Annotated in this window: 14 protein-coding genes; 6 read left to right on the top strand and 8 right to left on the bottom strand. The window is 34.6% G+C overall.

Translation table 11 applies throughout. The features are described 5' to 3' along the window. The gene (gene fliI, locus ACQY56_RS08035; RefSeq protein ID WP_428739259.1) at window positions 1–1,305 is read left to right on the top strand and encodes a flagellar protein export ATPase FliI; all 1,305 of its coding nucleotides are present in this window, start codon (window positions 1–3) and stop codon (window positions 1,303–1,305) included. 2 nt (window positions 1,306–1,307) lie between these two features. Here fliI and ACQY56_RS08030 read toward each other — a convergent pair whose 3' ends face one another. The 3 genes from ACQY56_RS08030 to ACQY56_RS08020 are packed head-to-tail and all read right to left on the bottom strand — an operon-like array spanning window position 1,308 to window position 6,703. Next, window positions 1,308–3,455, bottom strand: coding sequence for a hypothetical protein (locus tag ACQY56_RS08030; RefSeq protein WP_428739258.1), 2,148 nt, complete (start codon window positions 3,453–3,455; stop codon window positions 1,308–1,310). Window positions 3,456–3,507: 52 nt separating this feature from the next. Next, entirely contained in the window at window positions 3,508–5,106 is a 1,599-nt protein-coding gene (gene recJ / locus ACQY56_RS08025) for a single-stranded-DNA-specific exonuclease RecJ (protein WP_428739257.1), read from the bottom strand. Continuing rightward, entirely contained in the window at window positions 5,084–6,703 is a 1,620-nt protein-coding gene (locus ACQY56_RS08020) for a CTP synthase (protein WP_428739256.1), read from the bottom strand. The genes recJ and ACQY56_RS08020 overlap by 23 nt, the downstream gene beginning before the upstream one ends. Before the next feature lie 97 nt (window positions 6,704–6,800). Here ACQY56_RS08020 and ACQY56_RS08015 point away from each other — a divergent pair, with 97 nt between their 5' ends. Then, complete coding sequence (locus ACQY56_RS08015) at window positions 6,801–8,426, top strand: cation:proton antiporter (RefSeq protein WP_428739255.1); 1,626 nt, start codon at window positions 6,801–6,803, stop codon at window positions 8,424–8,426. A gap of 10 nt (window positions 8,427–8,436) precedes the next feature. On the opposite strand, the gene pyrE is transcribed toward ACQY56_RS08015, so the two are convergent. From pyrE to secG, 3 genes are read right to left on the bottom strand one after another with little or no spacing between them, the layout of a single operon-like run. After that, window positions 8,437–9,045, bottom strand: coding sequence for an orotate phosphoribosyltransferase (gene pyrE, locus ACQY56_RS08010; protein WP_428739254.1), 609 nt, complete (start codon window positions 9,043–9,045; stop codon window positions 8,437–8,439). Next, on the bottom strand, window positions 9,045–9,602 hold the full coding sequence (gene frr / locus ACQY56_RS08005; protein WP_428739253.1) for a ribosome recycling factor: 558 nt from the start codon (window positions 9,600–9,602) through the stop codon (window positions 9,045–9,047). The genes pyrE and frr overlap by 1 nt, the downstream gene beginning before the upstream one ends. A gap of 10 nt (window positions 9,603–9,612) precedes the next feature. Next, on the bottom strand, window positions 9,613–9,927 hold the full coding sequence (gene secG / locus ACQY56_RS08000) for a preprotein translocase subunit SecG (protein WP_428739252.1): 315 nt from the start codon (window positions 9,925–9,927) through the stop codon (window positions 9,613–9,615). A gap of 100 nt (window positions 9,928–10,027) precedes the next feature. Between secG and ACQY56_RS07995 the strand changes: the two genes are divergently transcribed. Genes ACQY56_RS07995 through ACQY56_RS07980 form a run of 4 tightly spaced genes read left to right on the top strand, consistent with a single transcriptional unit; the run spans window position 10,028 to window position 13,227 of the window. Further along, window positions 10,028–10,978, top strand: a complete 951-nt coding sequence (locus tag ACQY56_RS07995; RefSeq protein ID WP_428739251.1) for a metal ABC transporter substrate-binding protein — start codon at window positions 10,028–10,030, stop codon at window positions 10,976–10,978. Then, window positions 10,969–11,745: a metal ABC transporter ATP-binding protein gene (locus ACQY56_RS07990; protein WP_428739250.1), complete on the top strand. Its 777-nt coding sequence runs from the start codon at window positions 10,969–10,971 to the stop codon at window positions 11,743–11,745. The genes ACQY56_RS07995 and ACQY56_RS07990 overlap by 10 nt, the downstream gene beginning before the upstream one ends. Then, the gene (locus tag ACQY56_RS07985; protein WP_428739249.1) at window positions 11,729–12,547 is read left to right on the top strand and encodes a metal ABC transporter permease; all 819 of its coding nucleotides are present in this window, start codon (window positions 11,729–11,731) and stop codon (window positions 12,545–12,547) included. The genes ACQY56_RS07990 and ACQY56_RS07985 overlap by 17 nt, the downstream gene beginning before the upstream one ends. Further along, window positions 12,544–13,227, top strand: a complete 684-nt coding sequence (locus ACQY56_RS07980) for a methyltransferase domain-containing protein (RefSeq protein WP_428739248.1) — start codon at window positions 12,544–12,546, stop codon at window positions 13,225–13,227. The genes ACQY56_RS07985 and ACQY56_RS07980 overlap by 4 nt, the downstream gene beginning before the upstream one ends. On the opposite strand, the gene ACQY56_RS07975 is transcribed toward ACQY56_RS07980, so the two are convergent. Beyond that, window positions 13,224–13,631, bottom strand: a complete 408-nt coding sequence (locus ACQY56_RS07975) for a thiamine-phosphate pyrophosphorylase (RefSeq protein ID WP_428739247.1) — start codon at window positions 13,629–13,631, stop codon at window positions 13,224–13,226. The genes ACQY56_RS07980 and ACQY56_RS07975 overlap by 4 nt on opposite strands. After that, on the bottom strand, window positions 13,618–14,319 hold the full coding sequence (locus ACQY56_RS07970) for a Bax inhibitor-1/YccA family protein (protein WP_428739246.1): 702 nt from the start codon (window positions 14,317–14,319) through the stop codon (window positions 13,618–13,620). Before ACQY56_RS07970 ends, ACQY56_RS07975 begins: the two co-directional genes overlap by 14 nt. Window positions 14,320–14,790 lie beyond the last annotated feature (471 nt).

The following is a 14,790-nucleotide window of genomic DNA, read 5'->3' as shown; positions in this document are numbered from 1 at the left end:
ATGCCACTCATTTCACTCAAACATAAACTCGGGAACAGAAACTATTCAGTAGCATTTGGTGAAGTTGAAAAGATTAATGCTACAGTTATTATCGCTAAAGGGCTTCGTGTAAGTATTAGTGATATGGTAAAGATTGTTTCCAATGAAACAGCACAGGAGACTGTGGGGATGGTTACAGAGATTGATGGTGCGAACTTTTATATCACCCCTTTTAGTTTTGTAGAGGGGTTCCGTGCAGGTGATAAAGTTTTTTTAGACTCTACAGGGTTAAATATACCTGTTGGAGATGGTCTTTTAGGACGTGTAGTTGATCCATTTATGCAACCCATCGATGGAAAAGGTCCAATTGAAAGCTCAAAACTAACACCAATTATAAAACAACCTATAGAAGCGATGAAACGTGGAATGATCGATGAGGTTTTTGGTGTAGGAGTTAAAAGTATAGATGGGCTTTTAACTTGTGGGAAAGGGCAGAAGTTAGGCATCTTTGCTGGAAGTGGTGTTGGAAAATCAACTTTGATGGGGATGATTGTACGCGGTTCTGATGCTCCTATTAAAGTAGTTGCTCTTATTGGAGAGCGTGGACGTGAAGTACCTGAATTTATAGAAAAAAATCTTGGTGGTGATCTGACAAATACCGTAATTGTAGTCGCAACAAGTGATGACTCTCCTTTAATGAGAAAGTACGGAGCTTTTGCAGCGATGAGTGTTGCAGAGCATTTTAAAGATAAAAATCAAGATGTGCTTTTTATCATGGACTCGGTAACTCGTTTTGCGATGGCTCAACGTGAGATAGGATTAGCTTTGGGTGAGCCACCAACCTCTAAGGGATATCCGCCATCATCACTAACACTTTTGCCACAACTGATGGAGCGTGCTGGAAAAGAGGTTGGTAAGGGAAGCATCACAGCCTTTTTTACAGTACTTATTGAGGGTGATGATATGAGTGATCCTATCGCCGATCAATCTCGTTCAATTTTAGATGGTCATATAGTACTTTCTCGTGAAATGACAGATTTTGGTATTTATCCACCTGTACATATTTTAAACTCAGCATCACGCGTGATGAACGACATTATCTCAGAAGACCATTATAAATCTGCAATGAAGTTTCGACGCTTGTATACCCTTTTAAAAGAGAATGAGACACTTATCCGTATAGGTGCGTATAACAAAGGGACTGATCCAGAGCTTGATGAAGCGATTGATAAAAAAGAGGTGATGCAGCGCTTTATCGCTCAAGGAGCAATGTATAAAGTGAGTTTTGATGAAGCTGTTTCAGAGCTCCTTGAAATTATGAGTTAGTTTTAGAACTGTCCTTTATAATCCCCTACAATAAACTCAGACTCTAGCCAAGCATTGCGACTTTTAAAAAGTTCTTGGTTTTCAGTGATCGCAAGTTTATCACCAGAGAGTTTTTCACATGTTTTCATGAGTGCTTTTATCTCTGTATCTAAGCCAAAGATATCTATATATGAGTAGATAATTGCTTCTGCTTTTATGTAAGTCCGTTTTGCTAAAAGTTGTTTGATTTTCGTATGAAAACTGAGTCGTAGAACATCCCCTATTTTTGCGCTTCTACTTTTCAAAGAGATCAATTCTGCTAGAGCTTCTTTTATCCCTTTTAGATCACCTTTAAGGGCTAAGTTCTCACATTTATCCATAAGTTTATGCCAATGCTTTTCAAGCATATCACTCAGTTCTAATTGGTCGAGAAGTTTTGATTTGTCAATAGTTGCATAACATGAAAGAAAATCGTTATTGTGGTAACCGTGTAAAAACATCTTTGTATAGTTCGCAAGTTCATAGAGGTCTTTTAGCTGTTCTGTAATGTGTGGTAAATATTGGAGTTGCTTGATCTTCTCTATCGCTTCATCTATTTGAGATTGAAATATATCTTCTTTAATTTCTTGGAGATTTTTTTCTATCTCTTTAAGAAGTTCTTGATAGTGTGGAAGTTGTGTAAACGTTTCATCTTTTTTGATGAGTATGGCGATATTTTTATAGTTTTTTGCTTGTAGAGATTTTAAAAATATTAAAAAATCTTTGTTTTGATTAAGTAAAAGTTTAACTATCGTTTTTTTAGAATTTGTACCAGAGTAGATGGCGAGAGCATCTTTTGCCACATCGTCTCTGCCAATTTTTATCTGTTTTTGTGCGAATGCAAAAGCTCTTTTAAATTCATCCTCCATTTTTTGATAAGGGTGTGTTTGTTTTAAAGCTGGATATTTATCGCTAATTGCATAAGCGACATGATATTTTTTCTCTAAAATAAGTGTATAAAATTTTTTATATTGATCGAAAGAATCGATGATAATATCAAGCTCTTTTTTCTTACTTTTTACTTTGAGAAATTGTTCTAAAAGCTTTACAGCCTCTTGTTTATTTGCATTTAAAAAAGCATCCAAGGCTTTATTATATAATTTACTATATAGTTCTTCGAGCTCCCTGTGTTCTGGGGTGTTTTGAAGTAGGGGGTTCTTTTCTAGAAGTAAAAAAGCATCCCCTAACAAGTTTTTTTCTATGAGTCTTGTTAGCTCTTCAACAGTTGATAGATAGACTTTTTCAACAGAGTTGTTTTCTAAAACAGCGATGATAGAGTTATCATCTAAAAGTGCGACAAATTTTATGTTCTCTTCAAATTTAACGAAGTCATCCAAAACCACTTTTTGCTCTTGAGTGTCTAAAAGTGCCAACTTATTTGATTCACCTACTAAGATAGCATAGGATGAATTTTGAATCGGAATGATATCTGATATATTGCCTATTGGGCTAGAGATTGTTTTTGTACTTTTGTATTTATTTAGATCATGAAAGTAGATATTCGCATCAATACTCGCAGAGATTAAGAGCTCATCAGAGATTAATTTTAAAGTATTTACACGAACACGAGCAGATTGAATTGTTTGTTTGTGTGTTAGTGAATGAAGTTTTATAATAGTTATAGCACCACCATACCCACTACATGCTACATATTTTTCATTTGAATCGATAGCCCCTACATAGTTTTTTCCAATAACACGTTTGCCAATAGGGTTGTTAAAAGGGAAAGAACAAAGGCGTGATAGGCTTGATTTACCATCATATCTATACTGTACAACACGCCCATTTGTTGTACCCGTAATGAGATATGGAGAGTTTTGAACAAAATGTAGAGTTGTAATATCCCCTGTATAGCTGATAATAGTTTGTAAAACCATTTTTGATTTTGTATTGATAATATAAATGGTTTTTCCATTAGCGATAGCAACAAGATCAAGAGACTTATGAAAACAAATAGCTGTAGTTTGGGTTGAGAGATATTCTAAAGAGAGATTGCCAAGAGTTTTGCAAGTAAGTGTGGAAAAAGACTTTATAATCTTATGTTGCAAGGCATAAATAATTTCATTGTTATTTACTTTTTCAAACGCAATTATTTTTCCACGTGAGCGAAAACACTCCTCTTTTTTTACCATTTTTAAACTTCTTCAACCCATTAATTATGGGTTGATTATACATACTAATGACTTAATAAATCTTTTTGAGTAGCAACTGTGGAGAGATTCTATTGTTAAACTCATTTTTTGCAATTGTATAGCTACAAGTTATTTTTCGATCATCTGGCATTTCAAAAACTGTTTTAAAGGCGATAAGTTCTATAGTCTTTCTTTGATGAGGGTATTGTCGTACTTCTATCTTAGAGTGTGCTTTGTCTGCACCTAAAAGTTTGATGCTCACAACTTCTGCATCTTGAAGTAAAAAAGATGGGCGAATATTAGCCTCTCCAAAAGGCTCAAAATGTTCAAAAAGATCAAGTATCTCATCATCTATTTCATCAGTAGATAAGATACCATTTAAAGATTCATGGGGGAGAAAATCCTCTTTAGAAAGCTTGTTTGCACTAGCGTTAATTGCATCTCTAAAGAGTGCTATATTTTCTGCTTTTAATCCTAGTCCAGCCGCCATTTTATGTCCGCCAAACTTTGTTAACAAGTGTTCATTTTCTTTTATAAGCTCATAAATATCGACATTTCCTATGCTTCTAGCACTCCCTTTTGCCTCATCATCGCTGATACTAAGCACTATAGTTGGTTTTGAAAATTTATCTACAAGTCTTGATGCAACAATACCAACAACTCCCTCATGCCACTTCTCTCCTGCAATTACGATGATATTTTCGTCCCCTTTGACTTGTTCAAAAGCTATTTGTGTTGTTTGGAGTTCTGTTTCTTTTCTAAGCTCATTAAGTTTGCCAAGAAGTTCAAAGTAATGATACGCTTTATTTACATCAACTGCTGTGTAAAAGTTTAGAGCAATAGAAGCATCTTCAAGACGACCTGCAGAGTTTATACGTGGAGCAATCATAAAGCCTATATCTTCAGAGTTTATTTGTGATTTGTTTAAAAAGTCTCGAATGATTATAGAAGATGGTCGAGGAGAATACATCATATATTTAAGCCCCTCTTTTACAATAGTTCTATTAATGTCAATTAACGGCATAACATCTGCAATTATAGCAATTGCCAAAATATCTAAAAATTGTTTCATATCAATGTCAAGTGACAACTCTTTTTTTACTAGCGCTAAAATAAGCCATGCTACTTGTGCCCCACAAATCTCTTTAAATGGGTAATGACATTCTGGGAGTTTTGGATCAACTATAGCGTATGCATCTGGAAGGTTCTCAGAGGGTGTATGGTGATCTGTAATGATAAGATCGATCCCTCTTTCTTTGCAAATTTCTGCCGCTTCAACAGCTGTGATTCCATTGTCGACTGTTATGACAAGATCGGCTTCAATTCGCTCTAATATCTTTGGACTTACTCCATAACCATCTGTAAATCTATTTGGGATTATCGCTTCAATCGGATAAGGGATTTGTCTGAAAAAATCTACAACGATAGCAGTAGAACTTACACCATCAACATCATAATCCCCAACTAACACAATCTTTTGGTTTGTTTTGATTGCGTTAGCTATCCTTTTTGCTGCCTTTTCTCCATTTAAAAGAAGTGCTGGATTGGGAATTTGTGAAAGTTTTTTGTCCTCTGATTCAAATCTGCGTGAGAGCAGATTATAGAGGTCTTGTTTGGTTAAAAGTTTGTTACTCTGATTTAAGAGCTGCATCAACAAACGCTAAAATTGAAGGATTTGGAGTTTGAAGACGAGATGTGAACTCTGGATGGAACTGTACACCTAAGAACCATTGATGCCCTTTGATCTCAACAGCTTCAATAAGTCCATTTGATTCTCCAGTTACAATCATCCCCGCTGATTCAAGTTGCTCTCTAAAAGCTGGATTTGCTTCATATCTATGGCGGTGTCTCTCATAAATAGTTTTTGCACCATGATATGCTTTTTGGATGAGTGAACCATCTTTTGTATCACAAGGGTACTCTCCAAGACGCAGTGTGCCTCCCATTGGTGATTTGTGTGTACGAAGTTGTGTGTCACCACTTTGATCGAGGAAGTTATCAATGAGATAGATCATCGGGTAAGGTGTTTCTTCATCAAATTCTACAGAGTTTGCACCCTCTAAGCCCAATACATTTCTAGCATATTCAACAAGTGTTAGTTGCATTCCAAGACAGATTCCAAGATATGGAACATTATTTACACGAGCGTACTCAATAGCTTGAATTTTACCCTCAACACCACGGCTGCCAAAGCCACCTGCTACCAATACACCATCACAATCAGCTAGTAGTGTTTCAGCACTTTTTTCCTCTATCTCTTCAGAGTCAACCCAAACAATCTCAACACGACTATCAAGGTGTGCTCCAGCATGAATTAGAGCCTCAATTAAAGACTTATATGATTCTTTTAGTGCTAAATATTTTCCAACAAAACCGATAACAACTTTCCCTTTTGGCTGTACGATTTTCTTAACAAGGTCATCCCACTCTTCCATATCTGGTTCAAGTTCGCCAAGTTCTAACTCTTTTGCAATCGGTTTTAAGATATTTTGTCTTAAGAAGCTCATTGGTACATCATAGATAGATGCAGCATCAAGTGCTTCAATAACGCTATCTGCATGTACATCACAGCTCATTGCCAGTTTCTTTTTAAATGTTTTAGGAAGAGCATTTTCACTGCGCGCTATAATCATTTGTGGAGTGATACCGATACGACGTAACTCTTGTACAGAGTGTTGTGTTGGTTTTGATTTTAGCTCACCAGCAGCTTTGATGTAAGGAATGAGTGTTACATGGATAAAAAATGTACCCGCAACCTCTTCATCGTGTTTCATTTGACGGATAGCTTCCATAAACGGAAGACCTTCAATATCTCCAACAGTTCCACCAAGCTCAACTACTAAGATATCATGCCCTTCACCAGCAGCTTTTATACGGCTAACAATCTCACCTACAATGTGAGGAATAACTTGGATAGTTTGCCCTAGATATCCACCTGCACGTTCACGCTCAATTACACTTGAATATACTTGTCCCGTAGTAAAGTTTGAAGTTTTTAGGTAAGAAGTATCTAAAAATCTTTCATAGTTTCCAATGTCAAGGTCAGTCTCTGCCCCATCTTTTGTAACAAATACTTCCCCATGTTCTAGTGGAGACATTGTTCCAGGGTCAACATTGATATATGGATCGATTTTTAACATCCCCACTTTTTTACCAGCGTGTTTTAAAAGTGTACCAATACTAGCTGCAGTGATCCCCTTTCCAAGCGAACTTAAAACCCCACCGGTAACGAAAATGTACTTAGTCATATAAAAATCTCCACATATTTATTAATATAAGCGTGATTATATACTATAATCACTTATTAAATTATGAAAGTAATCATAGGTTAAGAAAAAGGTTTAAATGGAAAATACACTTATTTATATCATTATCGCTTTGGGGATATCGATAGTTGTAAATATACTATTGAAAAAGATAGGTATCTCCCAAATTATCGGTTATATTTTAACAGGGACTATAATTGTTTATGCTTTTGATCTTAGAGATGCAGGTCATTCGCATGAGTTAGAGATGGTTGGCGAATTTGGTATAGTATTTTTGATGTTTACAATAGGACTTGAAATCTCTTTAGCAAAAATGAACACTTTAAGACAAGAGATTTTTGGTAATGGTTTATTACAAGTTGGAGTGACCTCTATAGTTTTTTATCTCCTTGGGCATTATCTTTTTGGACTCGATTCTATACCATCACTTATGATTGCACTCGCATTTTCTCTCTCCTCTACAGCAGTAGTGCTTAGTTATCTAAAAAGCTCAAAAGAGATACACAGACCTTATGGGCAAAAAGCAACAGGTATATTGATATTTCAAGATATTGCAGTTATCCCGATTTTAATTTTGATTGGGTTTTTAACAACTGAAGGGGATGAAAGTGTGGCAACTATTCTTTGGCACACTTTTTCAAGTGCCATCGTTGTTGTAGGGCTTTTGTTTATAGTTGGAAAGAGGGTTGTATCATGGCTACTTCATTTCTCAGCATCATCAGAGCTGGATGAGCTTTTTATGGGAAGTGTTCTTTTTATAGTAGTTGGTGCTTCACTTTTTGCAGCACTAATGGGTTTTACCTATTCGCTAGGTGCCTTTGTTGTAGGGATGATTATAGCTGAGACAAAGTATCACCATAAAGTTGAAGCGGATATCGCACCATTTAAAGATATTTTACTTGGAACTTTTTTTATTACAGTTGGGATGAAAATCGATCTTGGTTTTTTCTTTGAGCATATAACATCCATTATTTTAGTGTTTGTAGTTGTATTTATTTTAAAGACTATTATTACATTTCTTGTACTTAAACTCTCATCTACAACTTCAAAATCTCTAAAAACAGCACTCTCTATCTCGCAAGTGGGTGAATTCTCTTTTGTTATTTTTGCGTTAGCAACAAATGGAGGATTATTGGATGAGCAATTGTCTATGTTCTTGGTTTTAATAGTGATCTTTTCGATGATGATTACACCATTTTTTATCTCTAAAATCAGCCCATTTGTGAATAGTTTTGTAAAAGATAAAGTAATCCAAACTGACTTCTCAACAATGTCGCAAAAAGAAAATCATGTCATTGTTTGTGGGTATGGAGTCGTTGGAAAGTTTGTAGCACAACATCTTGATGAGATGGGAGTTGATTTTGCAGTGATTGACAACTCAAATAAAAATGTTATTAAAGCACTTAAACATGGCTGGGATGCATACTTAGGGGATGCTTCTAAAGTTTCGATTTTAGATGCATTACATATAGAAAAAGCAGCAGCTATTATTGTTACACTTGATAATGTTGAGAAAAAGTACAATATTTGTGAAGCAGTGTTGAAGCATTCAAAAGATGCAAATGTTATTGTAAAAACGACTTCTTTACGAGAACAAGCGAAACTTTCACATCTCCCTACTATAACATCTATAGTTGATGGAAAAGTTGAGGTTGCTCGTGTATTAGTTGAGCGGATGCTGACGTGTCAGTTAAAAGTGAAGTAGGGAAACTTTTTTAGTTTCCACGACTTCCTGGTTTGATAGCTTCACTACCATCTTTACAAAGTGGGCAGCTATCAGGGGAATACATCTCAAATGTAAAATCTGCTAATGCAAAAAATGGGATATCTTGAGGAAGTTTACAGTTTGGTTTTGTTGCAACATCACTGTTTTCTCTATGACAAAAACCACGGTTTGCTAAAGCTGCTACACCTACGATCTCTCCACCAAGCTCTTTTACAACTGCTGCAGCTTCCATAGCTGAACCACCAGTTGTAATGATATCTTCACACATAAGCACTTTTTCACCCTTGCTGACTTCAAAACCACGACGGATAGACATCTCACCATTCACACGTTCTGCAAAAATGTAACGAACATCTAACGCTTGTGCTAAAGCATATCCAGCTATAAGACCACCAAGTGCTGGGGCACATACTGTATCGATCTCTAAACCACTCGCTTTTATTTGCGTAGCTAACTCAGTTGCTAACATCGTTGCAGTTTTAGGATCTTCTAAAACTTTTGCAGATTGAAGATAAAACTGTGAATGGTTTCCAGAACTAAGTTTAAAGTGTCCCTCTAAAAGAGCATTCGCATCCATATATATCTGTTTAATATCCATTATACTTTTAATATCTCCGCCTCTTTGTCTTTTAAGATTTGATCGATCTCAGCTACATATTTATCTGTAAATTTTTGGATGTTATCTTGAGCAGATTTAGAATCATCCGAAGTGATCTCTTTATCTTTTTCAAGTTTTTTTACTTTATCGTTAGCATCACGTCTGTCATTTCTAACTGAGACTTTTGCTTTTTCACCCATCCCTTTCATCTGTTTAACAGCTTCTTGACGTTGTTCAACTGTCATTGGAGGGAAGAAAAGTTTGATTTGCTCACCGTCATTATTTGGGTTTACACCGATGTTCGCAGCTGCAATAGCAGATTCAATATCACCTAAAAGATTTTTTTCCCAAGGGTTGATGACAATAGTTGTTGCATCTGTTGCAATTACAGAACCAACTTGATCAAGTGGGGTTGGAGTTCCATAATAGTTGATTTTCACATTGTCCAAAACAGATGTATTAACTTTACCTGTTCTAAGTGTTTTAAACTCTTTTAACATGTGTTCGATACTTGCTTTCATCTTACTTTGGCAAGTGTCAAAAATCTCGTTTGTCATAATGTTCTCCTTATTTTGTAGTGTTTGTTTCAACTTTAACTGCTGGGGCAGCTACGGCAGTGTTTTCTACAACTTCATCTACAACTGAAGATTCAGCTGCTTTTGAATACATATATCCTAAAGCGATAGTGTTTACAACGAAAAGAAAACCTATAATAAATGTTGTTTTCGCCAAGAAACTATTTGGACCTTTAGCACCAAAAACAGAGTCATTTGAACCGCTATATGCACCAAGACCAATGCTAGAGCTTTTTTGTAGTAAAACAGCAATCACCAAGATAAGTACTAAAAATGCTTGTACAATAAGTAAAAGACTAGTTGTCATAATATAATTTCCTAAATTAAAAGTGGCGAATTATAGCGAAAAAAAGCCATATTATCAAATTGAGGGTATAATTGCACTATATTTACTCAAAGGATTTGATATGAGAAATTTAAAAATTGTTTTAACGTTACTACCAGTTATTGTTATCTTGATGATTTTTTCTATCAATCCAAAACCTACACAACTCTCTTCAAAACCACTTATAACAACGAGTAATTTTGCTATTTATGATGTTATAAAACATATTGGTAAAGATAAGATAGAAGTTGTAGATATCATGCCTTTTGGTGTTGATCCACATAGTTTTGAACCAACGCCAAAACAGGTTGTACAACTTGAAAAAAGTCAGTTGTTTTTCTTTAGTGGAGATGTTTTAGAACCATGGGCAGATCATTTGGCATTGAATGCTAAAGGGATAGATGTTAGTAAATATGTATCTTTGATAAAATTTGATGATTCGGATGCAGATGAAGAGCATATAGATTACGATGAGGATGAACACCATCACCATCATCACGGAGCGTATGACCCACATTATTGGCTAGATGTTGATAATATGAAGCATATTGCACAACTTGTTACAGAAAAATTAATTACACTTGATTCAAAAAACAAACATTTTTTTGAAGAGAATCAAAAAGCATACAATAAAAGTTTAGATGAGATAGATACACTTTACAAACAAAATCTTTTGACATGCAAAAAAGATACGATAGTTGTAACGCATAACGCTTTTTCTTATTTGGCACAGCGTTATGATTTTCATGTGGATTCTTTGACAGGCCTTTCAACAGAGGCTCAACCAAGTGCTGATGATGTAAAACGCATTTTAAAAGAGATACAAGATAAAGATATCAAAACAGTCTTTTTTGAAAACTTTGTAAATAGTAAAACAATTAAAACAGTTGCAAATGATTTAGGCTTAGAAACTATCGATACTTTACAACCACTTGGAAATATTACAGGTGCAGAGGCGACATTAAAACTTACTTACATAGATATAATGAAGATCAATTTGGAAAAGATTGCTAGGGCAATGCAGTGCAATTAAAATTTAAAGTACCTATCTTTAATGTGCAAAACCTTTGTTTTGAGGTGATGGGGCAAAAAATTTTAAACCATATCAATTTTAATATTTTTGGTGGAGAGTATATCGCAATTATTGGTCCAAATGGGGGAGGAAAAACTACACTCATTAGACTTTTATTAGGGCTTGAAAAACCAACATCTGGTGTAATCAATATTTTTGGAAAAAAACAAAAAAAATTTAAAGAGTGGCATAAGATAGGTTATGTACCACAACGAGCATCACTCGTAGATCAAAATTTTCCAGCGACTGTCGAAGATATCGTGAAAATGGGAAGAGTTGCTAAAAGAGAAAATTTATTTATAAGTTCTAAAGAAGATGCAAAAGTTGTAGACGATGTGATGAAAAAGATGGATATTAGTCATCTTAAAGATAAAATGATTGGTACTTTATCTGGTGGACAAAGACAGCGTGTTATGATTGCACGTGCTCTAGCATCATCGCCAGAGATTTTAATTTTAGATGAACCAAATACAGGAGTAGACGTAAAATCACAACATAGATTTTATGAGTTACTTAGAAAACTAAACCGTGAAGATGGGATAACAATTTTATTTATAACACATGATGTTGGTGTTATCGTAGATGATATAGCGAGACTATTTACGATCAATCAAAAAGCGACTATTTGTAATAACCCAAAACAAGCACTCTCATGTGAAGAGATGAGTGAACTTTATGGGATTGAAGCACACTTGATTCATAATCACAAACATGAGCATTTGGGATAGAAATATGTTAGAGATGTTTGATTATGATTTTATGCAACGAGCTTTTGTAGCGGGTATTTTTATTGCCATCCTCGCTTCCATTGGTGGAACTTTTGTAGTACTTAAACGTTATTCACTCATTAGTGAAACATTAGCACATTCAGCGTTAGTTGGAGTGGCTGTTGGTTTGGTGGCTGGTTACAATCCTATGTGGGTAGCTGTTATAGTTTCAATCTTGTTTGCATGGCTGATCGAATATCTTAGAAGTAGTTTTTCGCTCTATTCTGATGCAGTTTTATCTATTATCCTCTCAGGAGCGTTAGCACTTGCTGTGATTATAGTCTCAGTAGGTGGATCGTTTAATAACTCTCTTTTTTCTTACCTATTTGGTTCTATCTTAGCAGTGACTACTCAAGATTTATACACAATCTTTATTTTTGGTTCATTCGCCCTTGGATTTTTAGTTCTTTTTTCAAAAGAGCTTTATTTTATAGCCTTTGATGAAGAGGTGGCAAAAACAAGTGGTATTAAGGTACAGCTTTTAAACTTTTTACTTGTGAGTGTTATTGCCATTATTATCGCTTTATCAATACGAGTAGTTGGGAGTTTACTTATTGGAGCATTGATGGTTATTCCTGCTGTTTCAGCATTACAATATAGAGTAGGATTTAAGTATACACTGCTACTTTCACTCGCTTTTGCAATCTCTAGTGTTATTTTTGGGATGATAATTTCATATAACTTTTCACTTCCTTCAGGAGCTACGATCGTTTTAAGTATCATCGCTATATTTGTGACCTCATTAGTAGTAAATAAACAATGAAAATAAACGAACAATTTTCAAAATATGCTAACCATTATGGGGTATACAATGTGATTCAAGAAAAAGTTGCACACAAACTACTTTCTCATGTAAAGGGAAAACCAAAAAATATTTTAGACCTTGGCTGTGGACGCGGTGCCGTTGTAGAAAAAATTGACTGGAAGTATGAGCGTTTCACAGGTGTAGATTTTGCCAAGGGGATGTTAGATTTACATCCTAAATCTAATATTATAGAGTGTATAGAGGGAGATTTTAATGATCCTATGCTTTATTCAAAACTTGGATCAAAACATTTTGATTATATAGTATCATCTTCAGCGCTTCAATGGGCGAAAGATTTAGATGCTGTGTTTGATAATATAGCTGCATTAAATACACCTGTATCTTTGGCTATTTTTACTTCAGGGACATTTGAAACCTTACATAAAACAGCATTGTTAGAGCCTATTTTACATTCAAAAGATGAGGTGTATGAGTTACAAAAAAAATATTTTGACCAAAATTTTGAAGTTGTAAGCTATAAGTTAGAATTTGAAGATACCAGAGAGATGTTTCAATATATCAAAAAAAGTGGTGTAAGTGGGTCAAGAAATGCACTTTCATACAAACAAACAAAAGCTTTAATGGATGAATATCCACTAAATTATTTAGAGTTTGAGGTAGTTTTTATTTATTCTTAGTCTAAGAGTATCTCTTTTTCAAGATTATATAGTTCATATCGTATTGTTTTGAACTTTTCACTATATTCTATATTTTCTAGCTTGTAAAGTTCTTCTAATACACGTGAAGATTCTTGTGCACGTTTGAAATTAGCAATGATGATATTTTCTAAATTAGTGCGTGTTTGTTCACTTAAAGTTGAAGGGCGTAGCACATCATTTATACTATCACGATGTTGGAGTAATTTTTTTGTATCCTCAGTAATTGCTAAATGTCTAAGAGATTTAAGTTTTTTTGCGAGATTTGTATTGTTGTCTTTATAGCGAAGAATATCTTCTACAACACGGATACCCTCTTTAAGACGGTTAAGGTTTGCATCAACCACCCGAAGAAGATCGGGTGAAAGATTATTAGTCGTCTCCACCAAATACACCAAATAACTGGAGTAATGCAGTAAAGATATTCAAAAAGTCAAGATAAAGTGCAATTGCACCATCAATAGGTGTTTGGTAAGCGCCTTGCATAATGTTTTGTGTATCAAAGATAACCAAAATACTAAATAAAACTACAACTACCCCACTGATTACGATGTGAAGCATTGGATTTCCAAGGAAAACATTTAAAATGGAAAAACCAATAATTACTAAAAGAGCAATCATCAAAGGTTTTCCATAACCTGTAAAATCTTTTGTCGTTTTAATAGCAAAGAAACTCATAGCACCAAAAACAACAGCAGTCATTGCAAAAGCATTTCCAATAATTGCAGCTCCTCCATTAAGTCCTAATGTATAAGAGAGTAAAGGTGCGAGTGTAATTCCTGTCATAAATACAAAACCAAACATGACTAGTAAATTAATACCAGGTTTGCCTTTTACAAACTGTAAAGCTATCAATAGCCCGATTTCTAAAAAGAAAAGAGGCCAAAACATTGCATGTATTGCCCCAGCTAATGGGATACCAACATATGCACCAACAGCACCAGCCATCATAGAAGCGGCAAATAGTTTGTAAGTTTGTTTTACAAAAGATACTATTTGTGTTTCATCACGATGAGTGCTTCCATAAGTGAAAGAGTTTTGTTCTCTAGCATAGTCACGATCATAAAGACCCATTTTCATTCCTTTATATATGAAATTGTATATTTTGAAAGAATTTTATAGTGAAAAGGTAAACAAGAAGCAACTATGATTATAAAAGAGCATATTTAAGAAGAAAAAATCCATCACTATTTATAACTAAAAGAAATTCTAAAAGAAACAAAACCAAAAGAATTTGTAAATTTGTCAAAAAAACTATTGACATTGAATCTAAATTCCCCTATAATTCCCGTCCACAAAACAAGTGAAGCGCTTTTTGCAGAGCAAAAATGTTTCTGAGCGAACGGAAGTGAGCGAGTAAAAAGAGATAATTGATCTTTAGAGTTTAAAGATTGATGCGATTGTTTTGAGATCATTGAAAACTAAGCAAGCGGAAGCTTGAATAATACAAAAAACAACAACCGTCTATTAACTTATAGTAGTTAGTAGATAACTTTAATAAAGCCAATGATTTTAAAATCTTGGGCAAAAGATTAAACAATTCAA

This window comes from Sulfurimonas sp., assembly GCF_050296975.1.
Classification (GTDB): domain Bacteria; phylum Campylobacterota; class Campylobacteria; order Campylobacterales; family Sulfurimonadaceae; genus Sulfurimonas.
The sequence above is the reverse complement of the archived record's forward strand: the minus strand, read 5'-3'. Positions and strand labels throughout refer to the sequence as shown.